The following is a 26,862-nucleotide window of genomic DNA, read 5'->3' as shown; positions in this document are numbered from 1 at the left end:
CCCTCCCCTCGACAAATCGGAGTAGTCGTATGCCCCCGACATCGACAGTCGACCGACCCAGCAACGTCTCCGAAGCCCTTGCCCGAGGCCGCCTCGGCGTCCCCTCGGTGATCTTCTTCGTGCTCTCCGCCGCCGCGCCGCTGACCGTGGTGGCCGGTGTCGTCACCACCGGCTACGGCGTCATCGGGGTGACCGGCATCCCGCTGGCCTTCCTGGTCGTCGCCGCGGTGCTCGCCCTGTTCTCCGTTGGCTACGTGGCGATGTCCCGCCGGGTGGAGAACGCCGGCGCCTTCTACGCCTACATCTCCCGCGGCCTGGGCCGACCCGCCGGCGTGGGCGCCGCCTGGGTGGCGCTGATCGCGTACAACGCGCTTCAGGTCGGGCTCTACGGCACCATCGGCGTCGCCGCCGAGCCGGTCCTCGACCGGATCTTCGGTGGGCACCCGCACTGGTCGGTCGTCGCCCTGGTGGCGTGGGCCCTGGTGGGCCTGCTCGGTCTGCTTCGCGTGGACATCAACGGCATGGTGCTGGCGGCGCTGCTGGTCGCCGAGATCGTGGTGGTCCTGATCTTCGACCTGGGACAGATCGGCAACCCGGCCGGCGGCGAGGTCAACTTCGCCGGGTTCTCGCCGGACAACCTCTTCGTGTCCGGGGTGGGCGCGGTGCTGGTGCTGGCGGTCCTCGGGTTCGTCGGCTTCGAGTCCGCGGTGGTGTTCAGCGAGGAGAGCAAGGACCCCAAGCGCACGGTGCCGCTGGCGACGTACCTCTCGGTGGCGATCATCGCCGGGCTGTATGCGCTCTCCTCCTGGACCATGACGGTCGCCGTCGGGTCGGACCAGATCGTCGCCGCGGCCGGCGAGCAGAGCGTCGGGCTGATCTTCAACCTGGCCGCCGAGCACCTCGGTGACACCGCCGTCACCATCGGCCAGGTGCTCTTCCTGACCTCGGTGCTGGCCGCGATGATCTCCTTCCACAACACCACGGCCCGCTACACGTTCGCGCTGGGCCGGGAGCGGGTGCTGCCGGCCGTGTTCGGGCAGACCTCGCCGCGCAGCGGCGCGCCGCGGGCCGCCTCGCTGGCGCAGAGCGTCCTCGGCCTGCTGGTCATCCTGCTGTACGCGGTCAACGGCTGGGACCCGGTGGTCAAGCTGTTCTTCTGGGTCGGCACCAGCGGCGGGTTCGGCGTGCTGCTGTTGATCGCCACCACCTCGGTGGCCGTGATCGCCTACTTCCTCCGTGCCCCTGGCGGCGAGACCCTCTGGCGGCGGATCATCGCGCCCAGCCTCGCCACCCTCGCGCTCTTTGTGATCATCTGGCTGGCGGTGTCGAACTTCGCCAACCTGCTCGGCGTCGCGCCGGACTCCACCCTGCGCTGGGCGCTGCCCGCGGTGTACCCGGTGGCGGCCGCGTTGGGCGTCGGCTGGGCGCTGGTGCTGCGTCGCAGCCGTCCGGACACGTACGCCCGGATCGGCCTCGGCGCGGAGGCCGCCGCGGGCGCCGTGCAGCCGGTGGAGCAGCCGCCGGCGCCGGCCGGTACGGAGGTGCCCCGATGAGCGTGGACATCGACCGACTCGGGCCCGACGACACCGCGCTGGTCGCCGGCCGGATCGCCGAGGCGTTCACCGAGCTGGACGTGACCCGCTGGCTGGTGCCCGACGCCAGCAAGCGGGAGGCTGTGCTGGCCGGAAACTTCGAGATCCTGGTCGGGCACGCGATGCGGCACGGCCTGGTGTACGCCAGCGGGGACCGGGCCGCGGTCGCCGTCTGGTTCCCCTCGGTCGGCGAGCCGGCCCCGCCGCCACCCGACTACGACGCCCGGCTCGCCGCCGCGTGCGGTGAGTGGACCGACCGCTTCCAGCATCTCGACGAGTTGTTCGCGGCGAACCATCCACACCCGGACCACCACCATCTGGCCTTCCTGGCGGTTCAGCCGGAAAGGCAGGGGCAAGGGCTGGGCACCGCGCTGCTGGAGCACCACCACGCCTGGCTGGACGCCAACGGCATGCCCGGCTACCTGGAGGCGAGCAGCCCGAACAGTCGGGACCTGTACGCGCGGCACGGCTACCAGGTTGGCGAACCGTTCCGGGTGCCCGACGGCACGCCGTTCTGGCCGATGTGGCGCGAGCCCGTGGGCCGCTGACGGCTGCCGACCGTACGCACTGTCACGTTGACGTGACAGTACGCACGGTTGAGGGCCGGGTCCGCCGACCCGGCCCTCAACCGTGAACCGCCTAGTAGGTGCCGTCGAGCTGGCCGCGCAGCTTGGTGAGCGCGCGGGCGAGCAGTCGGGAGACGTGCATCTGCGAGACGCCGATCTGGTCGGCGATCTGCGACTGCGTCAGGTTGCCGTAGAACCGCAGGGTGAGGATCTTCTGCTCCCGCTCGTCGAGCGTGGCCAGCGCCGGGCCGAGGGCGACCCGCAGCTCAGCCAGCTCGAACTCCGCGTCCTCGCCGCCGAGCATGTCGCCCAGCTCGGTGGCGCGCTCGCCGTCGCCGGTCGGGGTGGACAGCGACACCGCGTTGTACGCGCGGGCGCCTTCCAGGCCCTCCAGCACCTCTTCCTCGGTGAGCTTGAGGTGAGCGGCGATGTCGGCGACCGTCGGCGACCGGCCGAGGGTCTGCAGGAGCGAGCTGTTGGCGTCGGAGATGGACAGCCGCAGCTCCTGGAGCCGGCGGGGCACCCGGATGTCCCACGTGCGGTCGCGGAAGTGCCGCTTCAGCTCACCGATGATCGTGGGGATGGCGTACCCGGCGAAGTCGACGCCGCGGGACGGGTCGAACTTGTCGATGGCCTTGATGAGGCCGACCGCGGCGGTCTGCGCCAGATCGTCGGTGGGCTCGCCCCGCCCGCTGTAGCGGTGGGCGAGGTGGTTGGCCAGCGGCAGCCAGGCCTCGATCGCCCGGTCCCGCAGCGCGGCGCGCGACGGGTGGGTGGTCGGCAGCGCCGCCATGGCGTTGAGCAGATCGGTGGCGCTGTCGGTGAGTGCGCGCGGGTCGAGCTTCGTGCTCTTCGCAGCGGTGCTCGGCTGCTCGCTGATCGTTGGCGCGGTCATTGGTGGTCCTCCCTGCACCTCGTCCGCTGGACAAAAAGACGTGACGCTTTGGTTTAGCTTCGTATGGGCCGTTCGGGACTCACCTTAACCTGATCGTCTCCTCGAAATCTAGCCGAAAGGCTGATGTACTTAAGCCGTTTAAGGCCGCACGAGGTGCAAATCGGGCGGCGGTCCGGACGGTTGTGAGGTCTCTTACTGATTCCCGTGCTCCTGCCCGGCCACCCGACCAACCCACCCCGGCCTGACCGGTCGGCCCACCACTGTCGGCCGGGCGGTCAACACAAAACCCGACATCCGGCCCGAGGTGTCGACTATCCGTCGTTGTCCCGCCGGTGGGACTGCCCGTAGCGTCGCCTTGTACACACCCGGTTCGGAGGCACCGTGCTCGATCCAGCCGCTCCCCAGCTCGTCGTGAACAGCCGCACGCTCTACTTCAGCTGGTTGCCGGCGGATCCCGACGCGGTGGCCGCTCTGGTCCCGGCCGGCCTGCGTCCCCGCTCGGACCGGCAGGTGTTCCTCAACCAGTACATCGTCGACGACGAGACGCAGACCTCGGGCTTCGGCGCCTACTCGCTGACCTACCTCGGCGTCTCGCTGACCGGCGTGGACGCCCCCGGCGGTCTCAGCCCGGGCGGCTGGTGGACCCACTACGTGGCGTCGAGTCACACGGTCCGGGAGTACGCCGCCGCCCGCGGCGCCCCGGTGGTCACCGGCCGCACCAGCATCGAGGTGCGCGGCGACGACCTGGTCTCGATGACCGAGGCCGACGGGGCTCCGCTGATCCGGGCGCGTTGCCGGGTCGGCGAGACGGGCCACGTGATCAGCAGCGGGCACCACCGCTACTTCACCCGCCGCGACGGTCAGCTGCTCAGCGCCGTCTACCCGTTCGTGGCGGAGCCGGTCGCCCCGTTCGAGATCGAGTCGGTCGAGTTCCTGGAGCCCGGCCACCCGATGTACGCGCTACGGCCGGCCAACCCGCTGACCATTCACTTCGGCTACTACTCGCCGCGCTCCTCGTTCGCCTACCCCGGCGGGCTGAGCGTGTACCCGGGCAGCAGCGCCCTGCCGTCGGCGCCGGCCCGACCGGCTCACCAGGTGCCGGCCAACCTGGTCCGCAGCGGTCTGCCGTCCGGGTCGTAGACCAGCCGGTAGACCGGCAACGCCCAGGCGCGGGTGTACCAGGGCAGCCGCTCGGGGCGGTGCGGGCGCAGCCGGCCGGGCGGCCGGGCGCCCACCTGGCCGCCGTCGTACCACTGTTGCAGCGCGTCGGCGGCGGCCGTGACAGCCGCGACGGCGTCCGTGGGGTCGAGCAGGTCGGCGTCGTCCGCGCCGGCCGGGTCGCGGTCCAGGTGTTCCCGCCACAGCCGCAGCCGCAACTCCCGGGCGAACACCCGCGCCCCGTCGCCCTGCCCGGCCGGATCGGTGGGTTCCCGCTGGTCGCGCGTGTCGTCGAGCACCGCACAGGACAACTCGCTGTCGTGGGTCCACGAGCGGCGGTTGAAGTTGTCGCTGCCCACGCTGGCCCAGACGTCGTCGACCACGCAGACCTTCGCGTGCACGTAGACCGGGTTGCCCGCGTGGTTCTCCACGTCGAACACGTGCACCCGGTCCGGTGCGGCCCGCTCGCACAGCGACAACGCCTGCTCACGGCCGACCATGTTCGGCGGAAGCGCGAGCCTGCCGTCCACGTCCGGGTGCCGGGGCACCACGGCGATCAGGTGCAGCTCCGGGTTGTCGCGCAGGGCGTGTGCGAACAGGTCCGCCACCTCGCTCGACCAGAGGTACTGGTCCTCCAGGTAGATGAGCCGCCGGGCTCGGCGTACCGCCTTGGTGTAGCCCCGGGCCACCGACCGCTCGCCGTTCGGCGCGAAGGAGTAGCGCGGTCGGACGGCGGGGTAGGTGCGCAGCACCTGGATCTGGTGCGGTCCGCAGGACGGCGGGTCGGCCGGCTGCTCCGGCAGCGGGTCGGGGCGGAGGTCCGCGCCGCGTAGCCGGTCCCGCAGGTAGGCCATCGGGTTCTCCGAGTCCAGCGGCATCGGGTCGGTCCAGCGCTCGCGGAACACGGTGTCCAGTGCGCCGACCACCGGTCCGCGGACCGCCAGCTGCACGTCGTGCCAGGGCGGGTTGGGCCCGTACCGGGGAGACATCCGCACCGGCTGCGGGTCGCCGTGGTGTGCGGCGTCGTCCCGCCGGCTGTGGCACAGGTCGATCCCGCCGGCGAACGCGATGTCCCGTTCCGGGGCGCTCGGATGCCGAAGCACCACCAGCTTCTGGTGGTGCGAGCCGCCACGCCGGACCCGCTGATCGAGCAGCACCTCCCCGCCGGCCGCGGAGATGACCTCGCTGAGGTCGCGGTTCTCCGCCTCGCTGTAGGCCAGCGCGTCGAGGTGGGAGCGCCAGATCAGCCCCTTGACCACCACTTTGCGCTGAGCGGCCTGGGCGAAGAGCTGGGCCACGGTCGGGCCGTCGGGGCGCAGCCGCTCGTCCGGATCACCCCGCCAGTCGGTGAAGAAGAGGTGGTCGCCGGCGGTCAGCGCCTCCACCTCGTCGACCAGCCGGTCGAAGTACGCCGCACCGTGAATCAACGGCTCGGCCAGGTTTCCGCTGGTCCAGACGGGTAACCCAGAGACCGGGTTGGCCCGTTCCTGCGCGGTGAGGAACCAGTCCTGCAACGGCAACGTCCAGCCCCCCGGAGGTCGACAACGTCCTCACGGTAGGACCCCCGACGCGGGTCCGCACGCCAGGGCCGGCAGACCGACGACCTGGCAGACCGACCGGAACGACGCGACAACAACCGAGGAGGCCACACCATGCCCCGCGAGACGACGAACCCCGTGACCGAGTACCGCGAGCCGGCGGTGGAGAGCGAACGGGGGGCGTTGGTAGCGGTGTTGGTGATGGTGATTCTCGGGGTGGCCGGGATTTTCGCCGTCTCCTGAGGTGGCGCCGGCGCCCCGGGTGTACGGGGGCGCCGGCGCCGATCTCAGCGGTTGACCGTGGTCAGGGCCGGGAGCCCTGGCCACCGGTGTGCGGCAGCCGCTCGCTGGGAATCACGCCGAGCCGACCGGCCTGGTAGTCCTCGAACGCCTGGATCAGCTCGTCCCGGGTGTTCATCACGAATGGGCCGTACTGTGCCACCGGCTCCCGGATCGGCTGGCCGCCCATGATGTAGAGGTCCAGCGCGGGGGTGTTGCTGTCCTGCGTGGTGTCCGCGCTGAAACGCAGCGCGTCACCCGGGCCGTGCACCGCGAGCTGGCCGGTGCGTACCGGCCGCCGGTCGGCGCCGACGGTGCCGCGCCCGCCGAGCACGTACACCAGGGCGTTGAACTCCGGCTGCCAGGGCAGGTCGACCTGCGCGCCCGGCTGCACGGTGACGTGCGTGATGGTGATCGGGGTGAAGGTGGAACCCGGGCCACGGTGCCCGGCCACCTCACCGGCGATGACCCGAATCAGCGCACCACCGTCGGGCGTCGTCAGCAGCGCCGACTCCCGACCCCGGATGTCCTGGTAGCGGGGCGGGTTCATCTTCGCCGAGCGGGGCAGGTTGACCCAGAGCTGGGTGCCGTGGAAGAGCCCGCCGCTCATCACCAGGTGCTCCGGCGGGGCTTCGATGTGCAGCAGACCGCTGCCGGCCGTCATCCACTGGGTGTCGCCGTCGGTGATGGTGCCGCCGCCGCCGTGCGAGTCCTGGTGGTCGAAGACGCCGTCGATGATGTACGTGACGGTCTCGAAGCCGCGGTGCGGGTGCCAGGGCGTGCCCTTGGGCTCGCCCGGCGCGTAGTCCACCTCACCCATCTGGTCGAGGTGGATGAACGGGTCCAGGTCGGTCGTCGGCACCCCGGCGAAGGCCCGGCGGACCGGGAAGCCCTCGCCCTCGAAGCCGCTCGGCGCGGTGGTCACCGTGCGAACCGGGCGGATCCTGGTGGACTCGTCGAGCCGGGGCAGGCGCGGCAGGACGAGGACGTTCTCAACGGTGATCGCGGGCATCGAGGGCTCCTAGTTCGTGGCGGGGGTGGTCGACGTGGCCCGGGCCGCCCGCAGGCGGTCACCGAGCCGGCCGAAGACCCGGGTGAGGCAGGCGACCTCGGCGTCGTCGAGGTCGTCCATCAGGTGGGTACGCACCGACGCCAGATGGTGCGGCGCGGCTTCCCGCAGAGCGAGCAGCCCGGCGGCGGTGAGGACCGCCTCGCTGCCCCGTCGGTCGTCCGGGCAGGACTCCTTGCTGACCAGGCCGCGGCGTTGCATCGAGGAGATCTGGTACGTCAACCGGCTGGGGGAGAAGACGAGCCGGCCGGCCAGCTCGCCCATCCGCAGCCGCTGCCCCGGTGTCTCGGAGAGCAGGACCAGCACGTGGTAGTCGGCGAAGCTGAGGTCGCTGTCGGCCCGAAGGTCCTCTTCCAGCTGGGTGTAGAGGCGCTGGCTGGCCTCGATGTAGGCGCGCCAGGCCGCCTCTCGGGTGCTGTCCAGGCTCTCTGTCACGTCCACCACGATAGCACTCGTTAAAAATTTAACTAGTCGTCTTGAGCGTTGTCTGGGTCACGTCCGAGCGGTCGATGGCTCAGGTTCGTGCAGCTTTGAAGGAAGTGGCCGGTCCGTTCCGGCGGTGAGAGCGGGACGCGCTGTGCCAGACTCCGCCATCGTGGAACACGTGGAACTCACCGCCGCCGACCTCTTGCTTCGCCCCTGGCGGGACGCGGACGCCCCCGCGGTGCGGGAGGCCCTGCGCGACCCGGCCATCGCCCAGTGGAACCCGCACCGCGGCGGCCCGATCGACGACGAGGCCGCCCTGCTGTGGGTGCGCCACCGGGCCGACTGGTCCGGCGGCGACCACGCCTCGCTGGCCGTGACCGCCGCGGCCGGCGGGGAGTTGCTGGGCTCGGTGTCGCTGTACCACATCCATCACGGCGACGCGTCCATCGGCTACTGGACGGTGCCGGCGGCGCGCGGGCGCGGGGTGGCGGTGCGGGCCGTCGTCCGGCTCACCGAGTGGGCGTTCGCCGACCTCGGGCTGCACCGGGTGGAGCTGTGCCACGCGGTGGCCAACCAGGCGTCCTGCCGGGTCGCCGACCGGGCCGGCTACCTGGCCGAGGGGACGCTGCGCGAGTCGTACCGGTACGGCGACGGCCGCCGACACGACGAACACCTGCACGCCCGCCTCGCGACCGACCGCTGACCGGAGGCGGTCGGACCCGGCGTCACTCGATGACCTTGCGGAGGAACGCCGTGAGGGTGTTCGTGGTGCGCTCGACCTTCTCGGCCAGGGTGATGGTCTCGTCGATGCGACGTCCGGCGTCCTTCCTGCCTCGCAGGTAGAGCGAGCAGGCCAGGTCGGAGCAGATGTAGGCGCCTACGGAGTTGCCCTGGCGCCCGTCCCGTCCGGCCTTGCGGGCGGTCATCAGTGCGACGCCGTCCCCGGTGTGCGTGGTCAGGCAGAGCGAGCACATGCTGCGCCGCACCCGCCCGGTCTGCTGCGGCGCGACCCGCAGCGCCACGCCGACCAGCCCGGTGTCGGACTCGGCGACCAGGTAGGCCCGCTGGGTCGCCGCCGGGTCCCGCCACCCGAGGAAGTCGAGGTCGCCCCACGGTCGTGTCTCAAGGTCGTTCGGTACGGCCAGCCGCTTCGCCTCGCCCTGCGTGCAGTTGACGAAGGACGCGCGGATGGCGCGCTCGGTTATCGCTAGCATAGGTAGTAGCCTAGCTCGCCTAGGCAAGTAATTAATGCGACTAGTTTTTGGGGTGTGCGGGATGGCACGAGCGGGGGTGACCGCTGAACGCCTGACCCTGGCGGCGGCCGAGCTGGCCGACGAGATCGGCATGGAGAACGTGACCGTCGCCGCGCTCGCCCGGCGTTTCGGCGTCAAGGACGCGAGCCTGTACTTCCACATCAAGAACGCACAGGACCTGCGGGTCCGGGTGGCGCTGCTGGCGCTCTCCGAGCTCGCCGACCGGGTCGCCGCCGCGCTCGCCGGCCGCGCGGGCAAGGACGCGCTGGTGGCCTTCGCCGACGCGTACCGGGGCTACGCGACGCGGCACCCGGGCCGGTACGCCGCGATGCAGATCGACCTCGACCCGGAGACGGCGGCCGCGAGCGCCGGCGTCCGGCACGCGGAGATGACGCGGGCGATCCTGCGCGGCTACCGGCTGTCCGAGCCCGACCAGACCGACGCGGTCCGGATGATGCACAGCACGTTCCACGGCTTCGTGAGCCTGGAGAGGACCGGCGGCTTCCGTCACACCCCCCGTACGACGGACGCCTCCTGGTCCCGAGCCCTGGACGCCCTCGACGCGGTCCTCAGCAACTGGCCGCCCGCCCCTGGCGCCGGGGCGGGAACCGCTCGGTGACGCACGGCGACCGCCTAGGCTCGACGGCGTGGATGATCTGGAGCTGGCCGACTGGCGGGAGCGGGTAGCCCGGCTGTACCTGTCCGACGTCGACCTGACCGGGTTCCGCGCCGGCCGCGACCAGCTCTTCGCCACCCACCCGCAGAGCCCCATCCCGCCGGCGGAGCGGCCCGGCTTCACCGGAGTGCGCTACTTCCCGCTCAACCCGGCCGCCGTGGTCGAAGCGCCCCTCACCCCGGCCAGCGGTGAGCTGCGGATCGACACCGGCGGCCCGGACGGGGTGGTCGCGTACCGGCGGGTCGCGGTGGCCGAGACATCGTGGGGGCCACTGACCCTGTGGTGGATCGAGGCGTACGGGGGCGGGCTGTTCGTGCCACTGCGCGACGGCACCTGCGGGCAGGAGACCTACGGCGGCGGCCGGTACCTCACCGACACCGTGAAGGGCACCTTCGGCCGGGGCGTCGAGCTGCTGCCCGGCGACCGGGTACGGCTGGACGCCAACTATCTCTACAACCCGAGCTGCGCGTACGACGACCGCTGGGCGTGCCCGCTTGCGCCGCCGGAGAACCGGGTCGACGTGCCGCTGCGGGCCGGCGAGCTGGCGTACCACGACTGAGCGGCTGCCCCGGCGTGTCGCCGGGACGGCCGGTCAAACCCTGCTCAGCGGGACGGCCTGTCGAGAACCCTTGCTCAGCCCGCGGTCGTGGCCGAGCCGGACATCTGCATCCGACCCAGCAACTGCCGGGCCTGGTCGGCGAGCTGCGCGTCGACGATCACCGCGTACTGGCCGGCGCGTAGCGAGCTGGCCGACGTGAAGTCGCGCTGCCCGCCGGTCATCGCGTGCGCGACCGCGCCGAACACGGCGCCCCAGATCGCCCCGATGACCAGCCCGACCACGATCACCGCCAGCCAGTTGCCGACCGTGAAGATGCCGAACAGCAGGCCGATGAAGAGCCCGAACCAGGCGCCGGTGCCGGCGCCGAGCAGCGCGGCGCGTCCGGTGGTCATCCGCCCGAGCACCGTCTCCACCAAAGTGAGGTTGGTGCCGACGATCGCGCTGTGCTCCACCGGGAAGCGGTTGTCGGCGAGATAGTCGACCACGCGCTGCGCGGACGGATAGTCCGGATACGAGCCGATCGTCACGGTGGGCGGGCCGGTCTCCGGCCCGTGGCCGTTCCCGGACGGCGCCGACGGGCGGCCGGCCGGACCGGCCGGCAGCAGATCGCCACCCTGTGCGCCGGGCCGCCAGGCGGCGGCCGGACCCGAAGCTGACGTCATGAGCATCCTCCCTCGTCAACCGTCCGGGTTCCCGCCCGCGCCGTCCGGTAACGCCGGCAACGACGGTGGATGCCGTGCCGACCGGCGGGCATGCGCCCGGACGCCCCGGGTAGGTAACCGGGTGCAGAGCGGACAGATCAGCGAGCACGGCTTCCTCGCCGACGGCCGCAGCGCGGCGCTGGTGGACCGCTCCGGCTCGGTGAACTGGTGGTGCCCGGGCCGGTTCGACGCGCCGTCGGTGTTCGGGCGGCTCCTCGACGAGGGCGCCGGCCACTGGTCGATCCGACCGGAGGGTGAGTTCAGCGTCGATCGCTGCTACCTCGACGACACCCTGGTGCTGCGAACCGTCTTCCGGACCGCGCGGGGCGAGGTGGAACTGACCGACGCGCTCGCCTTCGAGCCGGGGGCGCGCGGCCACGACATCGGGCTGCGCTCGCCGCAGGTGCTGGTCCGCAGCGTGCGGAGCCTCTCCGGCGAGGTCCCCATGCGGGTGCACTACCGGCCCCGCTTCGAGTACGGCCGGACCACCGCGTTCCTCGTCGAGCGCGACGGCATGCTGGAGGCCATCGCCGGGGCCGCGCGGCTCACGCTGCGGGGAAGCGTGCGGCTGTGCTGTGGCGAGGGCGAGGCCACCGCGACCTTCACCGCCCGCGCTGGATCGGTCCACAACTTCACCCTCGGGTACGCGCCGACCTACGACGCGCCGCCGCCGGAGGTGCCCGACGCCGACCGCACGATCGCCGACACGGTGGCCGGGTGGCGATCCTGGACCGAGGCGCACCCCTACCAGGGGTGCTACCCGGAGCAGGTGCGGCGTAGCGCGCTGGTCGTGCAGGGCATGACGTACCGGCCGAGCGGGGCGGTGGTGGCCGCGGCGACCACCTCACTGCCGGAGAGGCTCGGCGGGACCCGCAACTACGACTACCGCTACGTGTGGGTGCGCGACTTCAGCCTCACCCTGCGGGCCCTGTGGCGATCGGCGTGTTTCGACGAGGTGCAGCGGCAGTTCGCCTGGGTGAGTCGGGCGATGGGCCGGATCGGCGACGAGCCGGTGCCGATCATGTACGGGGTGCAGGGGGAGCGGGACCTCACCGAGCACCGCCTGGACCAGCTCGCCGGGTACCGCGAGAGCCCGCCGGTGCTCATCGGCAACGACGCGTGGCGGCAGCGGCAGACCGACATCTTCGGCGAGGCGCTGGACGCCGCCTGGCTGATGCGCGACAAGATGGACCCGATGGATCCGGAGGTGCGCCACGTGCTGCGGGTGCTCGCCGACCAGGCCGTCGTGGACTGGCGGCGACCCGACGCGGGCATGTGGGAGGAGCGCGGGGTCGAGCACCATCACGTGTCCTCGAAGGTGCAGTGCTGGGTCGCACTGGACCGGGCGGTCCGCTTCGGCGACACGCTCGGTGGACCCCGGGACGTGGAACGCTGGGCGGCCGCCCGCGACGAGGTGCGCGCCACGGTGCTGGATCGGGGCTGGAGCGACCGGCTCGGGGCGTACACCGGGAGTTTGGATTCCGACGACCTGGACGCCTCGGTGCTGCTGATGCCGCTGGTGGGTTTCCTGCGGGCCGACGACCCGCGGATGCGCTCGACGGTCCGCGCGGTGGAGCAGCAGCTGTCCCACGACGGCCTGCTGCGGCGCTGGGACGGTGACCCGGCGGGCTTCGTCATCTGCTCGTTCTGGCTGGTGGGCTGCCTGGCCCTGGGCGGTGAGCGGGACCGGGCGCACGAGTTGTTCCTCAGGCTGGCCGGTCGGGTCAACGACCTCGGCCTGTTCGCCGAGCAGATCGACCCGCTGACCGGCGAGCAGTTGGGCAACTTCCCGCAGGCGTTCTCGCACATCGGCCTGATCAACGCCGCCGGTCAGCTCACCGACGTCGAGCGGGATCCGGCGCTGCGGCATCGCGGCATGCCGCCGCCGAACTTCACCCCGACGCGGTCCTGAGCGGCCTGGGGGACAATGCCGGGATGCGGCTGGTGCTCACGGCGGACACCCACCTACCGAAGCGGGCCCGGGACCTGCCCGGGCCCCTCTGGACGGCGATCGAGGCGGCGGACGTGGTGCTGCACGCCGGCGACTGGGTGGACGTGTCCCTGCTCGACGCGATGACCGCGCGCTCGCGACGGCTGATCGGGGTGTACGGCAACAACGACGGCCCGGCGCTGCGCGCCCGGCTGCCGGAGGTGGCGCGGGTCGACCTCGACGGCCTGCGGGTCGCCGTGGTGCACGAGACCGGCCCCCGGACGGGTCGCGAGCGGCGGTGCGCGGCCCGCTTCCCCGACGTCGACCTGCTGGTCTTCGGGCACTCGCACATCCCCTGGGACACCGAAGCCCCCGGCGGCCTGCGCCTGCTCAACCCCGGCTCACCCACCGACCGCCGCTCCCAGCCCCACGCCACCTACCTCACGGCCGAGGTGAGCGCCGGCCACCTGACCCGGGTCGAGCTGCATCGGCTGCCCCGCCGCTGACCCCGGGCGTCACTGGCCTCGGCCGGTCTCGGCCTGGAGTTCGTCGATCCGCTTGGACGCCTCGGCCTTGGTCAGGTCGTCCGGTAGCTCCGCGTCCGCCTCCCGGGCGAGAGTGGCCAGGTAGGACTCCTGGGCCGCGGTGGGCGGCTCGTCGCCGGTGACCCACTCGTCCGGGTCCTTGATCGCGCCGCGCGGGTCGGCCTGCTCGTTGGTGCGGTCCGTCATCGTCATCACCCTTTCTTCGAACAGGTGTGCCAGTACCCGGATCTTCGCGGGTTCATGCCTGCTCGGCGTGCCCGGCGGCACCTACGATCACCGGGTGAGCGTGGACCGGTCGGGTGTGGTGGTGGTCGGGGCGGGCATCGCCGGGGTGGCCTGTGCGGTGGAGCTGGCCGCGGCCGGGGTGCCGGTGCGGGTCCGGGAGCGGGGGCACGTGCGTGGTGGCCGGATGGCCAGCAAACGCTTCGACGGCCGCCCCGCCGACATCGGCGCCGCCTACTTCACCGCCAGCGATCCCGACTTCGCCGCGCTGGTCGAGCAGTGGCGCGCCGCCGGCCTGGTCCGCGAATGGACCGACACCTTCCAGGCGTACGACCGGGACGGGCGCCGCGACGTGCCCGGGCCGATGCGCTTCGCCGCGCCGCGCGGGCTGCGTTCACTGGTCGAACAGTTGGCCGGCGCGGTCCCGGTGACCGTCGACCGGTTGGTGCTCAGCGTGGAACCCGGGCCGACCGTGGACGGTGAGCCCTGCGCGGCGGTCGCCCTGGCCATGCCGGGCCCGCAGGCCGCCCTGCTGCTCGACCCGGCCCTGGCCGACGCCACCCGGGTCGTGCAGGCGCAGCGCTGGTCGCCGTCGCTGGCCGCGGTGCTGCGCTTCCCGACCCGGCGCTGGCCGGACTTCCGGGGCGCGTTCGTCAACGACCACCCGGTGCTCAGCCTGGTCTGCGACGACGGCGACCGGCGGGGCGACGGCGCGCCGGTGCTGGTCGCGCACACCGTGCCGGAGTTCGCCGCCGGCCACCTCGCCCAGCCCAGCGGAGCCGGCCCGACCATCGAGCAGGCGGTCCGGGACCTGCTGGGGTTGCCCGAGGGGGCTGTCGACGTGCACGTGCACCGCTGGACGTACGCGAAGCCCACCTCCGACGCCGGGGGCGGCACGCACCACCTGGACGCCGACGGGATCGGCCTGGCCGGCGACGCGTTCGGCAAGCCCCGGGTGCAGAGCGCATGGCGCTCCGGTCGGGACCTCGGCCGCGCCCTGGCCGCCCGCCTCGCCTGACGTCGGCACGCCCTCGGCCGGCCGACGTCCCGGATCGACCGGCGGACCGTGGCTCAGGCGTGCCCGGCGACCCGCTGGGCGGGCACGCCCGGGTCCGCCGGTTCGCCGGTCCGTTCGCCCTTACGGTCCAGCAACTGCATGACGGGGGTCGCCGCGATGCCGTGCACCACCACCGAGACGAGCACCACCAGCGCGACGGTGGCCCAGAGCAGCTCGGCCTGCGGGAAGTCCGCCTTCGTGGTGGCGTACGCCAGGTAGTAGAACGAGCCCACCCCACGGATGCCGAACAGCGAGATCACCCAGTGCTCGGCCGGCCGGCCCGGAGCGCCCCGCAGTGACAACCAGCCGACCAGCGGCCGGACCAGGAACACCAGCGCCACCCCGACGGCCGCCGCCGGCCAGGTCAGCGGAGCGAGCAGACCGCCGATGATCGCGCCGCCGAGCAGCAGCAACAGCACCAGGGTGAGCAGCCGTTCGATCTGCTCGGCGAAATCGTGCAGCACCGAGTGGAACTCGTGGGTCCGCTCGGCGGCCCGGATCGCGCGGGCGGCCACGAACACCGCCAGGAATCCGTACCCGCCGACCACCTCCACCAGCCCGTACGCCAGGAAGGTGGCGGCCAGCGCCAGGAAACCCTCGGCGTGCCGGGCCAGCCGCAGATGGCTGGGCGCCCGGAAGAACAGCTTGCCGAGCAGCCAGCCGATGAGCAGGCCGCCCCCGACCCCGACACCGACCTTCCAGAGCACGTCGACGGTGAACCAGTCGGCCAGCCAGTCCCGCGGCGCGAGGCTGGTCGAGGCGATGGCGATGGCCGCGTAGACGAACGGGAACGCCAGCCCGTCGTTGAGGCCCGCCTCGGAGGTCAACGCGAAGCGGACCTCGTCCTCGGAGTCCTCCACGTCGGTCGGCTCGCCGACCTGCACGTCGGCGGCGAGCACCGGATCGGTCGGGGCCAGGGCGGCGCCCAGCAGCAGCGCGGCGGCCGGCACGAGCCCGGCCCACCACCAGCCGAGCAGCGCCACCGCCGCGATGCACAGCGGCATCGCGATGACCAGCAGTCGCCACGTGGACGACCACTTCGCCCAGCTCAACGGTCGGTCGATCTTGAGCCCGGCGCCCATCAGGGCGACGATCACCCCGATCTCGGTCAGGTGGGTCGTCAGCTCCGGGTGGGCCAGCGGGTCCGGCGTGGGCAGCCCGACGGGCAGCAGGAAGACCACCATCCCCAGGGCGAGGAAGGCGATCGGCATGGACAGCGGCCGCCGCTCCAGCACCCGAGGCAGGATGCCTGCCAGCAGGGCGCCCAGGCCCACCAGCGCGAACGCCACGTCTACCGGCTCCACCGTGCCACCCTCCCGGCCGCGCCCACGGGTTGCGGGCAGGTGGTCACTGACCATGCCCCGCGAACCGTGCCGGTAAGCCTGCGCGGTCCGGCGAAACGGAGGATTCCTCAGCGCGGGCGGGTGACCGGCGAATCGTCCAGCGTGGCCAGCAGCCCGGCCGGGTCGTCGTACACCGCCACCGCGCCGGCGCCGGCCAGCTCGCCCCGGCTGGTGCCACCGCAGGTCAACCCGACGCACGGGATGTCCAGCTTGCCGGCCGCCGCCACGTCCCAGACGGAGTCGCCGACGAAGACCACCCGCTCGGCGGCCAACCCGGACTGATCCAGCGCGGCGACCAGGATGTCCGGGGCCGGCTTGCTCTGCTGGGCGTCCGCCGACGAGGTGACCGTCTCGATCACGTCGTCGGCGTCCAGCGCGTGGCGCAGTGCGCCGACCTCCTGCTCGGACGCGGAGGTGGCGAGCACCACCCGCAGCCCCCGTTCGGCGCAGGCGCGCAACAGGGCCGCCGCCCCGGGCAGCGGCGTGAGCCGTTCCCAGTACTCGCCGTACAGGGTGTCGTGCGCGTCGCGCAGCTTCGCGTCGGCGTCGCGGTCCCGCTCGGGGCCGAGCAGGTGGTCCAGGAGCTTGTCCGAGCCCATCCCGATCGACCGGTGCACGGTCGCCATCGGCACCGGCTGGTCGGACTGGCGCAGCGCCTCCCACCAGCTCACGGTGTGCAGGTAGGTGGTGTCGACGAGGGTGCCGTCGACGTCGAAGAGGACCCCGGCGGGTCGGTCGGTGCGCATGGGGTCCTCCTACCCGGTTGGTGGCCGGCCGACCCATCCCGGCCCGGTGTGTACGGCCGGGTTCAGCGGCGCTCGGCCGACGGAATGAGGATCTCGAACCAGACCGTGGAACCGCGGACCGTCGGGTCGGTGCCCCAGGCGTCACTGAGCTGCTCGATCAGGCCGAGACCCCGCCCGCGACTGCTCAACGTGTCGGTGCGCGCCCGGGTCACGGTCCCCCGGGTGCCGGAATCGGCGACCGAGACCAGCAGCCGCTCGGGGCTGAGGTCGATCTCCACCCGGGCGGCGGTGCCGGCGTGCAGCAACGCGTTGGTGGTCAGCTCGCTGGTGCACAGCACCGCCGCGCCGATCACCGCCTCGGGCACCTGCCATTCGGTGAGCTGGCCGCTCATCCAGTGGCGGACCCGGCTGGGGGCGGTCGGCTCCGCCGGCACCTCCATGCTCGCCGAACGGCTCGGCATCAGCGCGTGCTCGACCGCCAGCACGGCCACGTCGTCCTCGGTGCCGCCGGGCACCGCGGCGGTGGCCACCGCGCAGAGCGCGCGCGGGTCGCTGCTGCTCGCCTTGGCGACCGCGTCGCCGAGCCCGTCCAGCCCGACGGTGAGGCTCTGCCTGCGGCGCTCCACCACGCCGTCGCTGAACAGCAGCAGGGTGTCGCCGGGGTCGAACGCGACGGTGGTGGTGGCCGGCCGGCCGCCGAGGCCCAACGGGGGACCGACCGGCACCTCCAGGTACTCCGCGTGCGAGCGACCGTCCGGTGCGCAGCGGCGGATCAACGGCGCGGGGTGCCCGGCGCTGGCCAGGGTGAACTCACGCCGATCGGCGTCGACCACGCCGAACACCACGGTGACGAACAGTTCGTGCGTGCCGGCCTCCACACCCAGGCTGGTCACCAGCCGGTCCAGCCCGGCCAGCACCGCGTCCGGGGCCGGGTCGGCCAGGGCCAGCGCGCGCAGCGCCGCGCGGACCTGCCCCATCCGTGCGGCTGCCTGTACGTCGTGCCCGGCGACGTCGCCCAGCACGACGCCGAGCCTGCCGGTGGGCAGCAGGAACGCGTCGTAGAAGTCCCCGCCGGCCGCGTTGCCGTCCACGCCCGGGTCGTAGCGGGCCGCGATCCGCAGTCGGGGCAGGTCCGGCAGGTTCTCGGGCAGCATGCTGCGTTGCAGCAACTGGGCGGTGCCGTGCTGGGTCTCGAACCGGCGGGCCCGCTCCGCGGCCTGACCGATCAGCTCGGCCGAGGCGGCCAGCAGCGCCCGCTCGGCGGCCGACCAGGTGTGCGGCACCTGGTAGCCGACCGCCAGCCCGCCGCGAATCACCGAGGTGCCCAGCGGCAGCGCGGCCAGCGAGCGGATCTTCTGGTCGTGGCGGTCCACCGCGGTCTCCAGGAGCGGCTGCCCGTCCGGAATGAACGACGGCCCGCTGGAGCGGGCCGCCTCCACCACCGGGGTCGCCAAGTCCGCCGGAATGCGCCGCCAGAGCGGTGGCAGGCGCTCGTCGGCCTCGTCCATCAACTCACCGCGCACCCGGCGCACCATCCGCCATCCGCCGCCGCCCTCGTCGACCGCGAACGAGACCCGGTCGGCGTCGAACGTGGTGATCGCGTACCGCAGCGCCACCCGGGCCACGTCGTCGAGGGTGAGGGTGCCGGCGAGCGCGGCGGCGACCTCGCTGAGACTCTGCAGCTGCTCGGTGACGTGGGTGGTTTCGGCGGCGACCGTCAGCATTCCGACGATCTGTCCGGTGCTGTCGTGGACGGGGGAGTGGCTTCGCGTGAAGACGGCCTGCTCGGCGACGCCGGTGCGCCCGCGCACCATCGGAAGGGCGCTCTCCTTCTCCAGGAACGGCACGCCCTGCCGGTAGGCGCGCTCGATCACCTCGCCGACACCGGGCAGTGCCCAGATCTCGGCGTACACCTCGGCGGACGGGCGGCCCAGGGCCGCGGGGTGCTTGCTGCCCAGCAGGTCGGCGTAGCCGTCGTTGTAGAGCAGGACGAGGTCGTCTCCGTACGCCAGCGCCATCGGCATCGGGCAGGCGAGGATCAGATCGACCACCGTCCTGATCGCGGGGTCCCACTGCTCCGGTGGGCCGAGCGCGGTGCCGGCCCAGTCGTGGGCGAGCACGGCGGCAGCGCCCGGCCCGATGGATTCGCCCGGGACCGGAGTTGCTGGCGTGGGGACTCGCCCGACCGTTCCTGGCATGTTCGCAGCCTAGCCGGCCGGCGGGCGGCCGCATCCGATCATGGCCGTGGGACGTCGGGAGGCGCGTCGCGGTGGCTGTTCGGGCAGTTCAGGGCCCCTGTTCGGCGACTTGTCGGAAAAAACGTGGCGAGCCGCGCGGACTGCCGCACCGGTGGCCGGGTATGCGCCCGGCGCAGTCCATGCGACAGGAGGGACATCATGCTGAAAACCCTCGCGGTCGGGCAGGCCGACATCGGTGATGCCATCGCCGACACCTGGAGGTCGGTGCTGCTCTTCATCCCGAAGGCCGTGGCCTTCATCGTGATCCTCGTGGTCGGCTGGCTCATCGCCAGAGCGGTCCTGAAGATCGTGGACACGGTGCTGGAACGGGTGCGCTTCGACGAGGCGGTCGAACGCGGCGGCATCAAACGGGCACTGGAGAGAACGAAGTACGACGCGAGCGACATCCTGGCCAGACTGGCGTACTACGCGGTACTGCTGTTCACGCTGCAGTTCGCGTTCGGCGTCTGGGGACCCAACGCGATCAGTGACCTGATCAGCGGCGTGGTGGCCTGGCTGCCGCGCGCGTTCGTGGCGATCGTCATCGTGGTGGTGGCGGCCGCGATCGCGAACGCCGTGCGGGATCTGGTCACCGGGGCGCTGGGCGGACTCTCGTACGGCAAGGTCCTGGCCGACCTGACGGCGATCTTCATCATCGCGCTCGGCGTGATCGCCGCGCTCAACCAGGTGGGTATCGCCACCACGGTGACGACGCCGGTGCTGATCGCCGTGCTCGCCACGGTGGCCGGCATCCTGATCATCGGTGTCGGTGGTGGCCTGGTGCGGCCCATGCAGAACCGGTGGGAGGGCTGGCTGAACCGGGCGGCCGAGGAGGCTCGGGCGGTTCAGGAGAACCGGCGGGCGGCCACGGCGGGACGCGGCGACGTGGAGCGGCAGATGGCCGACCGCGGGGGCGAGCGCACCCAGGCCATGCCGCAGGTCGAGGAGCAGGCGACGCAGTACCGCCCGTAACGGGTGGAATGGCGTCAGCCGATGGGGAGGGTGTTCCGGGCGCGGCGCGGACGCCCTCCCCGCGCGTCACCGGTCGCTGGTCAGCGCGCGAGCCAGCGCGCACACCGCGACCAGCCGGGTGAGCGGCCACTCCGGCTCGCTCCAGTCCACCGGGCCGTTCGGCGGCGACCACCCGTGCTCGACGGCCGCCGCGCGGACCCCCTCGGCGTAGCCGGCGAGCGCCGCGGCCGTCAGCGGGCGCCGGTCTCCGTCGAGGCTGTCCCGTACGGCGGCCGCGTGCTGGTCGACCAGGGCCAGCAGCCCGGGTCGCGCCGCCGCGGCGGCGAGCCCGGCGGTGCCCACGGAGACGGTGAGAGCGGCGAGGGTGGACCGCGCCGAGTCGACGGCGGTACGGGGGGCGACCCGGTTGAACGGCACACGCATGGTGACCGAGGCTAACCGACCGGTGAACGGGTCGACCTCGGCCGCTCGGCGGGTGTCGGCTGCGCCACCGGCCGACCCGGGCTGACCGCGAGGGTTGATCCGGCACAGACGGGGCAGCAGGAGAACCACGGCACACGGCGGCACAGAGCACGGCGGCACAGAGCACGGAGGAACGGATGGGCGCGGAGGAGCGGATGGGACAGCAGGCGGACGGGCCGGACGAGCAGCACCGCCGGCCGGAGGGGGTGAGCGACGCGACGGTCGCCGCGCTCGGCAAGCTCAGCGAGGCACTGGAGTGCGTCGAGCGGGCCCGCGGGCACCTGTACTCGCTGCACCAGCTGATCGGGCACGCCGACCTGATGCTCGACGACGCGGTCGAGCAGTTCCGCGCCGCCGGGCATCCGCGACTCGCCGACCGGATCGACACCGAGCTGCTGGGCCGCAACGTCATCGCCGGCCGGTGGACGTTCCAGATCGTCGAGGACTTCGACGACGGCTACCACGCGCTGTTCCGGGAGCTGGACCGGCAGGCCCGCGAGGAACTGGTGGGCGGGCGGCGCCACCTCTACGAGGCGGAGATGAAGGAGCGACGCCGCAGCCGGGGCCGGCCGGGACATGAGGCCCGGCCGGGCAGCGGCGGCTAGTCGCCGGCCGCGTCCGCCGGCCGCCGCCGGGCCGCGTCGTCGGCGATGATCACGGTGGCCACCATCAGCGCGACGCAGAGGCTGAACAGCCAGGACTCGTCGGAGACGAGCCAGGCGGAGACGGGAGCCTGCAGCGCGGCGAGCAGAAAGCCGAGCCAGGCGAGCTGGCGCTGACGCGTGGAGAGGATTCCGGAGCCTTGATGCATTCCGAAAGTCTTACGCGAACCCGTCGCTCTGCCGTCCTCCGATCGGCCGATTCTGGATGAGCTGTCCATTTTCTCAACCGTCCGGACAGCACTTCTTGCCGCCGCGAGCGACCGCCCGGAGCTGGCGGTAGGGTGCGGCTGCGGCAGGATGATGTCCCGTGTCCACCACGCCCGCGCCGCCCCGCGCCTCGCTGCTCCTGCTGGCCTACCTCGCCTTCGTGAGTCTCGGCCTGCCCGACGGCCTGCTCGGGGTCGGCTGGCCCTCGATCAGCGGCGACTTCGGCGTACCGACCGAGGCGGTCGGCCTGCTGCTCACCGCGGGCACCGTCGGCTACCTCATCTCCAGCGTGCTGGCCGGGTTCACCCTCGCCCGGGTCGGCGTGGGCGCGCTGCTCGCCGGCAGCACCCTGCTGGCCAGCCTGGCGCTGACCGGGTACGCGGTGAGCCCCGCGCTGGCCGTGGTGGTGGGCTGCGCGCTGCTGCTCGGGCTGGGCTCCGGCGCGATCGACTCCGGGCTCAACGCGTACGCCGCCGGGGCCTTCGGCCCACGTCACATGAACTGGATGCACGCCTTCTTCGGGCTGGGTGTGGCGATCGGCCCGCTGATCATGACGGCGACGCTGAGCGCGGGGCTGGCCTGGCGGTGGGGGTACGGCATCGTGGCCGCCGCCCAGCTCGCCCTCGCCGCCGCGTTCGCGCTCACCGTACGGGCCTGGCGGCGCGTCCCGGCACCCACCGAGCCCGGCGCCGCTGTCGCCCCGCCGGCCGCAAGGGTCCCGATCCGAGCCACGCTGCGGCTGCCCGTGGTCTGGTCGGGGGCGCTCGCCTTCGCGGTGTACGTGGCCATCGAGGTGTCCGCCGGGCTGTGGGCGTTCCTGCTGCTGACCGTCGGGCGTGGGCTGAGCCCCGCGGTGGCCGGCGGCTGCGTCTCCGCCTACTGGGGCAGCCTCTTCGTCGGCCGGGTGGTGCAGGGCGTGGTGGCCGAGCGGCTGGGCGCCCGGTTGGTGCTGCGCGCCAGCCTGGCCGGCATGGCCGTCGGAGCGGCGCTGATCGCCGTACCCGGGTCGGCCGTGCCGGCCGTACTCGGTCTGGTCGTGGTCGGTTTCGCCGCCGCGCCGGTGTTCCCGCTGCTCACCCTCACCACTGCCGAGCGGGTCGGCCCGGCGCACGCGGACCGGGCCATCGGGCTCCAGATCGGCGCCGCCGGCGTGGGCGCGGCGCTCGTTCCGGCCGGCCTCGGCGTGCTGATCGGCGCCATGTCGGTGCAGGTGCTCGGGCCGGCCCTGGTGGTGCTCGCGCTGGTCCTGGTCGTGCTGTACGAGGTGGGCGCCCGCCGGCCCGGCCCGCAGCGGCCGGTGTCCACCGTCGCCGGGCCGGATCAGCCCACCGCGCCCGCTCCCGCCGGTGCGGCCGGCGAGGCGGGTCAGCCGTTGTCCGGTCCGGTCCTGCCGGTGGTGGACGGCCGGTAGGCGCGGTCCGGGTCGGTCGGCTCCCGGCCGGAGCCCCGGGCCTGACCGCCGCGGTCCGCTGCCGCGGGCCCGTGCCCGAAGGCGGCCTCCTCGCCGGCGTCGTTGCCGGTCACGTCGTCGGCCTGCCCGTCGATGCTGGAGCCCGCCACGGCCTTTTCCAGTTCCTCCAGCGGGATCCGTTCCTCGTCGCGCCACACCCTGTCGTCGGTCATGCCTTCAGCGGTACCCGGGCGCGATGATCGCAAACGGGTGATGGTCGGCCCGAGACACGCGATGGCCGCCGGGGACTCCGGCGGCCATCGGACATCGCTGCTGAGGATCACGGCTGTGGGCGGTCCACCTTGCCCCGCCAGGCGCCCGTCTCCTGACCGCGCCGCTCGATGTAGGTCTTGAACCGCTCCAGGTCATTCTTGGCCCGCCGGTCGACGATGCCGAGCTTGTCACCGGCCTGCTCGACCACCCCGTGCGGCTCGAACTCCAGCTGGAGGGTGACGCGGGTCTTGTCCTCGTCCAGCCGGTGGAACGTCACCACGCCGGCCTGCTGGGTGCCGCCGGTGGAACGCCAGGCGACCCGCTCGTCGGGCAACTGCTCGGTGATCTCCGCGTCGAACTCGCGCTTCACCCCGGCGATGTCCACCGTCCAGTGGGTCATCGTGTCGGAGAGCTGCCGGACCTCCTGCACGCCCTCCATGAACTCGGGGAACTCCTCGAACTGCGTCCACTGGTCGTACGCGGTGCGAATCGGAACGGACACGTCGACATGTTCGGTAACGCCACTCATCAGCAAACCTCCTTCGGCCGCCGGTCGCCCGGATCGGGGGACGATCCGGTCACCAGCGGGTTGTCTCGTTCTTGTTGCCGAGCGCGGCCCACACCTCGGAGACCGTCTGGTAGCGGGTGCCGTCGGGCAACCGCTCCAGCGCCGCCACGATGTCGTCCGGCGCGTCGTTGTCGCGCGCGTTGGCGACCAACGTTTCCCGGTCGCCCGGCAGGGCGCTCATCGTGATGAACCGGCCCAGCCGGCTGCGCTGCTCGACGTCCTCCGAGCTCATCCCCTTCGGGGCGCCGGTGCGCAGGTCACCCGCCGGGGCGGTGGTCGCCTCGGGCTGGTCCTCGCCGGCCGGCTCCGGCACGCGAGACTCGTCGACCCGAGAGCCGCCGGTCCCCGGCCCCTGCACGAGGCCGCTGACCTCCTGGCTCATCTGCTCATCGATTCTCGGTCCGTGCTTGCTGTTGCCACGCTCCATGCCTTCTGCGCTACCCGGCACCCCGGCCGGTAAACCGGCACCCGGTCACGAACCGGCCCCCGGCCCGGCCCCGGAACGGACACCGGAGCCGGTACCGGCGCTCACGACCCGGCCGGCTTCCGCGGCGGCAGCACCGGCTCCTCCGGGTCCGGGTCGCCCGCCTGCAACCGCCGGCCGCGCTGCACCTCCGCGTTGATCTGCACGCCCAGCATCAGGGCCGAGTTGGACAGGTAGAGCCAGACCAGGAACGCGATGGCCGCCCCCAGGCTGCCGTAGGTGGCGCCGTACGAGCCGAAGTTGGCGACGTAGAGGCTGAAACCGAAGGAGGCCACCGCCCAGGCGAACAGGGCCACCGCGCCGCCCGGGGTGAGCCAGCGGAACCGGGGCTGCCGCACGTTCGGGGCGATCCAGAACAGCAGCGACAGCAGCACCATCATGATCAGGGCGAGCACCGGCCACTTGGCCACGCTCCACACCGTGCGGGCCAGGCCGCCGGCGTTGATCAGGTCGCCGACGGCGTCGGTGACCGGACCGCTGACGATCAGCCCGAGGGCGACCACCGCGAGCAGCACCAGCGTGATCGCGGCCAGACCGATCTGCAACGGCCGCAGCTTCCAGACCGGCCGGCCCTCGGTCACGCCGTAGATGGCGTTGGAGGCGCGGGTGAACGCGCCGATGAAGCCGGACGCGGACCAGAGCGCACCGAGTAGACCGAAACTCAGCAGCACCTTGGCGTGGCCCTGCTCGACCACGACGGACCGGATCACCCCGACCACACCCGTTTCGGAACCCTTGTCGGCCACCACCGCCCCGGCGCCCAGTTGCCTGGCCAGGTCGACCACCGTGTCCACGGTCTGCTCGCCGTTGGAGACCAGGCCGACCAGGGCCACCACCACGATGGCGGACGGAAAGAGCGCCAGAACCCCGTAGTAGGTCAGCGCGGCGGCCCAGTCCGAGCAGTTGTCCGTGACGAAGTTCTGCACGCTGCGGACCACCACCCCACGCCAGGTCCGCCAGCTCAGCTGCCGTATCCGCCGGGGCACCCGCTTGCCGAGCGTGCCGCCGAGCGTCGTACCGGGCTCCGTGGTCGTCATGCCCGCTCCCTGTGCCCCGGCCGTCGGATGACCGGTCATCCGGTCGGGCCTGGCCCGGCCGGTACCCGCGCCGGGAAATCGACAAACCCGCCCGCCGCCGGGTGACCGCCGCGTATGGTTTGCCGCCGCGTCGCCGGGGAATGGTCACAGTGATCCTGTCGACACGGAGGAGGACGAGATGCCCGGGCGCGAGGACCTGCCCAGCACGCTGCGACGCTCCCCGGACAAGGCGCAGCGCACCTGGGAGAAGACGCACGACTCGGCGGTGGAGACCTACGGCGAGGGGGAGCGGTCGCACCGCACCGCGTTCGCCGCGGTGAAGCACCAGTTCGAGAAGGTGGGCGACCACTGGGAGCCCAAGGGCCGCAAGGGCCCGAGCGATCGCCAGGCGGCCGGCGGCGGGCCGGAACGGCGGGCTCCCACCGCGGGTGGGGTGGACGCCAACGCCAGCAAGGACCACCTGATGTCGGTGGCCCGCGAGCTGGACGTGGCCGGCCGGTCCAGCATGACCAAGCCCGAGCTGGTCAAGGCGATCGAGAAGGCCAACGATCGGGCCACCCGCAAGGCCCGCGGCGACTGACCGTCGCGGCGCCGGTGCGCGGCCCGCACCGGAGGCCACGACGACGCGGTACGGGCGGACGCGGTGACCCCGCGCCCGCCCGTGCCCGCGTCACCAGTGCCCGCCGCCCGGCGCCTCGATGTGCACGGCCTTGGTGGCGGTGAACTCGTCCAGCAGCTCCGGGCCGTACCCGAAGCCCTGTCCGCTGGTCCGGCGCGGGTGCGCGGCGCCGCCCGGCGCGCCACCGAACACCGAGTTGATTTTCACGGTGCCCACCGGTAGCTCCCGCCAGGCCCGCTGCGCGTGGCTCATCGACGCGGTCAGCACCGTGGCGGCCAGCCCGTACGGGGAGTCGGCCGCGCAGCGCAGGGCCTCGTCGAACGAGTCGACCACCACCACCGGCGCGACCGGCCCGAACGTCTCCTCCCGCACCAGCGGCATGTCGTGCCGGCAGTCGGCGACCACGGTGGCCGGATAGAACGCCCCCGGCCCGTCCGGCAGCTCCCCGCCGGCACGCACCCGCGCGCCGGCCGCCACCGCCGCCGTCACCTGCCCGTGCACGTGGTCGCGGTGCCTCCGGTCGACCAGTGGGCCCAGTTCGGTGCCCGGGTCGCGGCCCGGGCCGGCCCGCAGCGCGCCGGCCCGCTGCACGAGCGCCGCCACGAAGTCCTCGGCCACCTCCCGGTGCACGTAGATCCGCTCCACCGCGACGCAGATCTGCCCGGCGTTGGCGAAGGCGCCGAGCGCGGCCTGCTCGGCCGCCCAGCTCGCGTCGACACCCGCGTCGACGACCAGCGGATCACTGCCGCCGTTCTCCAGCAGCACCTTCGCGCCGGTGCGGGCCGCGGCGGCGGCGATCGCGCGGCCGGTCGCGGTCGAGCCGACGTGCGCGACCACGTCCACCTCCTGGCCGGCCAGCGCGGCACCGACCTCCGGGCCTCCGGTGAGCAGCGACAGCACTCCCGCCGGGAGGGCCTCGTCCAGCGCCCGGGCCAGCAACCAGCCCGTCGCCGGGGTCCGTTCGCTGGGCTTGTAGAGCACCACGTTGCCGGTGACCAGGGCCGCGCCCAGCAACCCGCAGGAGACCGCCACCGGGTCGTTCCACGGCGTGATGGCGGCGACCACGCCACGTGGCTGCGGGGTCATGAAGTCCAGCGCGTCCGGTTCGCCGTGCAGCGTCCGCCCGCCGCGCAGCGGGGCCAGCTCGGCGTACTGTCGCAGGGTGCCAATGCCCGCCTCGACACCGCCGCGGGCATCCGCCAGCGGTTTGCCCATCTCCGCGGTGACGGCCGCGGCGAGCTCCTCGGTCACCGCGGCCACCGCGTCCGCGGCCCGGTGCACCGCCGCCGCCCGCGCGGCCGGCGCGGTCGCCGCCCACTCCGCGGCCACTTCGCGCGCCGCCTCCGCCGCCTTGCCGACCTCGTCGGCCGTGGCCACCGGCACCGCGCTGACCTGC

At 73.0% G+C, this 26,862-nt stretch carries 31 protein-coding genes; 14 read left to right on the top strand and 17 right to left on the bottom strand.

Annotated features, from left to right (window positions below; translation table 11 throughout):
• The first annotated feature begins 29 nt into the window (after positions 1–29).
• Positions 30–1,553 (top strand): APC family permease, encoded by a 1,524-nt coding sequence (locus tag EAD89_RS04440; protein ID WP_121674831.1) that lies wholly within the window; start codon positions 30–32, stop codon positions 1,551–1,553.
• Complete coding sequence (locus EAD89_RS04435; RefSeq protein ID WP_121674830.1) at positions 1,550–2,140, top strand: N-acetyltransferase; 591 nt, start codon at positions 1,550–1,552, stop codon at positions 2,138–2,140. The genes EAD89_RS04440 and EAD89_RS04435 overlap by 4 nt, the downstream gene beginning before the upstream one ends.
• A gap of 91 nt (positions 2,141–2,231) precedes the next feature.
• On the opposite strand, the gene EAD89_RS04430 is transcribed toward EAD89_RS04435, so the two are convergent.
• A complete protein-coding gene (locus EAD89_RS04430; protein ID WP_121652715.1) occupies positions 2,232–3,053 on the bottom strand; it encodes a SigB/SigF/SigG family RNA polymerase sigma factor in 822 nt (273 codons plus the stop codon).
• Between the two features lie 381 nt (positions 3,054–3,434).
• Here EAD89_RS04430 and EAD89_RS04425 point away from each other — a divergent pair, with 381 nt between their 5' ends.
• Complete coding sequence (locus EAD89_RS04425; RefSeq protein ID WP_121674829.1) at positions 3,435–4,193, top strand: hypothetical protein; 759 nt, start codon at positions 3,435–3,437, stop codon at positions 4,191–4,193.
• On the opposite strand, the gene EAD89_RS04420 is transcribed toward EAD89_RS04425, so the two are convergent.
• On the bottom strand, positions 4,142–5,731 hold the full coding sequence (locus EAD89_RS04420) for a phospholipase D-like domain-containing protein (RefSeq protein WP_121674828.1): 1,590 nt from the start codon (positions 5,729–5,731) through the stop codon (positions 4,142–4,144). The genes EAD89_RS04425 and EAD89_RS04420 overlap by 52 nt on opposite strands.
• Positions 5,732–5,863: 132 nt before the next feature.
• On the opposite strand from EAD89_RS04420, the gene EAD89_RS31215 reads away from it, so the two are divergent.
• Positions 5,864–5,992 carry a hypothetical protein gene (locus tag EAD89_RS31215; RefSeq protein ID WP_255421212.1) on the top strand — a complete coding sequence of 43 codons (129 nt, stop codon included), beginning with the start codon at positions 5,864–5,866 and terminating at the stop codon, positions 5,990–5,992.
• Positions 5,993–6,053: 61 nt separating this feature from the next.
• Here EAD89_RS31215 and EAD89_RS04415 read toward each other — a convergent pair whose 3' ends face one another.
• Together EAD89_RS04415 and EAD89_RS04410 are read right to left on the bottom strand one after the other, a co-directional pair.
• Positions 6,054–7,040: a pirin family protein gene (locus tag EAD89_RS04415; protein ID WP_121674827.1), complete on the bottom strand. Its 987-nt coding sequence runs from the start codon at positions 7,038–7,040 to the stop codon at positions 6,054–6,056.
• 9 nt (positions 7,041–7,049) lie between these two features.
• Positions 7,050–7,532, bottom strand: a complete 483-nt coding sequence (locus EAD89_RS04410) for a MarR family winged helix-turn-helix transcriptional regulator (RefSeq protein ID WP_121674835.1) — start codon at positions 7,530–7,532, stop codon at positions 7,050–7,052.
• 160 nt (positions 7,533–7,692) lie between these two features.
• On the opposite strand from EAD89_RS04410, the gene EAD89_RS04405 reads away from it, so the two are divergent.
• Entirely contained in the window at positions 7,693–8,226 is a 534-nt protein-coding gene (locus tag EAD89_RS04405) for a GNAT family N-acetyltransferase (protein ID WP_121652737.1), read from the top strand.
• Positions 8,227–8,248: 22 nt separating this feature from the next.
• Here the strand turns inward: EAD89_RS04405 and EAD89_RS04400 are convergent, their stop codons facing one another.
• Positions 8,249–8,737, bottom strand: a complete 489-nt coding sequence (locus EAD89_RS04400; RefSeq protein WP_121674826.1) for an FBP domain-containing protein — start codon at positions 8,735–8,737, stop codon at positions 8,249–8,251.
• Between the two features lie 76 nt (positions 8,738–8,813).
• On the opposite strand from EAD89_RS04400, the gene EAD89_RS04395 reads away from it, so the two are divergent.
• Complete coding sequence (locus EAD89_RS04395; protein WP_233578183.1) at positions 8,814–9,395, top strand: TetR/AcrR family transcriptional regulator; 582 nt, start codon at positions 8,814–8,816, stop codon at positions 9,393–9,395.
• 28 nt (positions 9,396–9,423) lie between these two features.
• On the top strand, positions 9,424–10,011 hold the full coding sequence (locus tag EAD89_RS04390; RefSeq protein ID WP_121674824.1) for a DUF1684 domain-containing protein: 588 nt from the start codon (positions 9,424–9,426) through the stop codon (positions 10,009–10,011).
• Between the two features lie 74 nt (positions 10,012–10,085).
• On the opposite strand, the gene EAD89_RS04385 is transcribed toward EAD89_RS04390, so the two are convergent.
• Complete coding sequence (locus tag EAD89_RS04385) at positions 10,086–10,673, bottom strand: general stress protein (protein ID WP_121652738.1); 588 nt, start codon at positions 10,671–10,673, stop codon at positions 10,086–10,088.
• A 121-nt stretch (positions 10,674–10,794) separates the two neighbouring features.
• Here EAD89_RS04385 and EAD89_RS04380 point away from each other — a divergent pair, with 121 nt between their 5' ends.
• Together EAD89_RS04380 and EAD89_RS04375 are read left to right on the top strand one after the other, a co-directional pair.
• Positions 10,795–12,624 (top strand): glycoside hydrolase family 15 protein, encoded by a 1,830-nt coding sequence (locus tag EAD89_RS04380; protein WP_121652722.1) that lies wholly within the window; start codon positions 10,795–10,797, stop codon positions 12,622–12,624.
• 23 nt (positions 12,625–12,647) lie between these two features.
• Positions 12,648–13,148, top strand: coding sequence for a metallophosphoesterase (locus tag EAD89_RS04375; protein ID WP_121674823.1), 501 nt, complete (start codon positions 12,648–12,650; stop codon positions 13,146–13,148).
• A gap of 9 nt (positions 13,149–13,157) precedes the next feature.
• On the opposite strand, the gene EAD89_RS04370 is transcribed toward EAD89_RS04375, so the two are convergent.
• On the bottom strand, positions 13,158–13,373 hold the full coding sequence (locus tag EAD89_RS04370) for a DUF3072 domain-containing protein (RefSeq protein WP_199723278.1): 216 nt from the start codon (positions 13,371–13,373) through the stop codon (positions 13,158–13,160).
• A 115-nt stretch (positions 13,374–13,488) separates the two neighbouring features.
• On the opposite strand from EAD89_RS04370, the gene EAD89_RS04365 reads away from it, so the two are divergent.
• Complete coding sequence (locus tag EAD89_RS04365; protein WP_121674834.1) at positions 13,489–14,427, top strand: NAD(P)/FAD-dependent oxidoreductase; 939 nt, start codon at positions 13,489–13,491, stop codon at positions 14,425–14,427.
• Positions 14,428–14,480: 53 nt separating this feature from the next.
• On the opposite strand, the gene EAD89_RS04360 is transcribed toward EAD89_RS04365, so the two are convergent.
• From EAD89_RS04360 to EAD89_RS04350, 3 genes are all read right to left on the bottom strand, one after another.
• Positions 14,481–15,770, bottom strand: coding sequence for a cation:proton antiporter (locus tag EAD89_RS04360; RefSeq protein ID WP_121674822.1), 1,290 nt, complete (start codon positions 15,768–15,770; stop codon positions 14,481–14,483).
• A gap of 107 nt (positions 15,771–15,877) precedes the next feature.
• Positions 15,878–16,555 (bottom strand): HAD family hydrolase, encoded by a 678-nt coding sequence (locus EAD89_RS04355; protein ID WP_121674821.1) that lies wholly within the window; start codon positions 16,553–16,555, stop codon positions 15,878–15,880.
• A gap of 62 nt (positions 16,556–16,617) precedes the next feature.
• Positions 16,618–18,753, bottom strand: coding sequence for a SpoIIE family protein phosphatase (locus EAD89_RS04350; RefSeq protein WP_121674820.1), 2,136 nt, complete (start codon positions 18,751–18,753; stop codon positions 16,618–16,620).
• A 198-nt stretch (positions 18,754–18,951) separates the two neighbouring features.
• On the opposite strand from EAD89_RS04350, the gene EAD89_RS04345 reads away from it, so the two are divergent.
• Positions 18,952–19,764 carry a hypothetical protein gene (locus EAD89_RS04345; RefSeq protein ID WP_121652727.1) on the top strand — a complete coding sequence of 271 codons (813 nt, stop codon included), beginning with the start codon at positions 18,952–18,954 and terminating at the stop codon, positions 19,762–19,764.
• A gap of 66 nt (positions 19,765–19,830) precedes the next feature.
• Here EAD89_RS04345 and EAD89_RS04340 read toward each other — a convergent pair whose 3' ends face one another.
• The gene (locus EAD89_RS04340; protein WP_121652741.1) at positions 19,831–20,187 is read right to left on the bottom strand and encodes a DUF6401 family natural product biosynthesis protein; all 357 of its coding nucleotides are present in this window, start codon (positions 20,185–20,187) and stop codon (positions 19,831–19,833) included.
• Between the two features lie 194 nt (positions 20,188–20,381).
• Between EAD89_RS04340 and EAD89_RS04335 the strand changes: the two genes are divergently transcribed.
• Positions 20,382–20,831 carry a hypothetical protein gene (locus EAD89_RS04335; protein ID WP_121674833.1) on the top strand — a complete coding sequence of 150 codons (450 nt, stop codon included), beginning with the start codon at positions 20,382–20,384 and terminating at the stop codon, positions 20,829–20,831.
• On the opposite strand, the gene EAD89_RS04330 is transcribed toward EAD89_RS04335, so the two are convergent.
• Complete coding sequence (locus EAD89_RS04330) at positions 20,828–21,037, bottom strand: hypothetical protein (protein ID WP_121652728.1); 210 nt, start codon at positions 21,035–21,037, stop codon at positions 20,828–20,830. The two genes, EAD89_RS04335 and EAD89_RS04330, sit on opposite strands and share 4 nt — an antisense overlap.
• 158 nt (positions 21,038–21,195) lie before the next feature.
• On the opposite strand from EAD89_RS04330, the gene EAD89_RS04325 reads away from it, so the two are divergent.
• Positions 21,196–22,506: a sugar MFS transporter gene (locus EAD89_RS04325; protein WP_121674819.1), complete on the top strand. Its 1,311-nt coding sequence runs from the start codon at positions 21,196–21,198 to the stop codon at positions 22,504–22,506.
• Here EAD89_RS04325 and EAD89_RS04320 read toward each other — a convergent pair.
• From EAD89_RS04320 to EAD89_RS04305, 4 genes are all read right to left on the bottom strand, one after another.
• Positions 22,461–22,718, bottom strand: coding sequence for a hypothetical protein (locus EAD89_RS04320; protein WP_121652730.1), 258 nt, complete (start codon positions 22,716–22,718; stop codon positions 22,461–22,463). The two genes, EAD89_RS04325 and EAD89_RS04320, sit on opposite strands and share 46 nt — an antisense overlap.
• A gap of 107 nt (positions 22,719–22,825) precedes the next feature.
• Positions 22,826–23,287 carry an SRPBCC family protein gene (locus EAD89_RS04315; RefSeq protein WP_121652731.1) on the bottom strand — a complete coding sequence of 154 codons (462 nt, stop codon included), beginning with the start codon at positions 23,285–23,287 and terminating at the stop codon, positions 22,826–22,828.
• Positions 23,288–23,336: 49 nt separating this feature from the next.
• The gene (locus EAD89_RS04310; RefSeq protein WP_121652732.1) at positions 23,337–23,753 is read right to left on the bottom strand and encodes a DUF2795 domain-containing protein; all 417 of its coding nucleotides are present in this window, start codon (positions 23,751–23,753) and stop codon (positions 23,337–23,339) included.
• 101 nt (positions 23,754–23,854) lie between these two features.
• Positions 23,855–24,847, bottom strand: coding sequence for a YihY/virulence factor BrkB family protein (locus EAD89_RS04305; protein ID WP_121652733.1), 993 nt, complete (start codon positions 24,845–24,847; stop codon positions 23,855–23,857).
• A gap of 178 nt (positions 24,848–25,025) precedes the next feature.
• Between EAD89_RS04305 and EAD89_RS04300 the strand changes: the two genes are divergently transcribed.
• Positions 25,026–25,427, top strand: coding sequence for a ChaB family protein (locus tag EAD89_RS04300; protein ID WP_121652734.1), 402 nt, complete (start codon positions 25,026–25,028; stop codon positions 25,425–25,427).
• Between the two features lie 90 nt (positions 25,428–25,517).
• On the opposite strand, the gene EAD89_RS04295 is transcribed toward EAD89_RS04300, so the two are convergent.
• Positions 25,518–26,862 (bottom strand): aldehyde dehydrogenase (locus EAD89_RS04295; RefSeq protein WP_233578181.1); only part of this gene is annotated, 1,345 nt, incomplete at its 5' end.

The organism is Micromonospora sp. BL4 (assembly GCF_003667505.1).
Lineage (GTDB): Bacteria > Actinomycetota > Actinomycetes > Mycobacteriales > Micromonosporaceae > Micromonospora.
The sequence above is the reverse complement of the archived record's forward strand: the minus strand, read 5'-3'. Positions and strand labels throughout refer to the sequence as shown.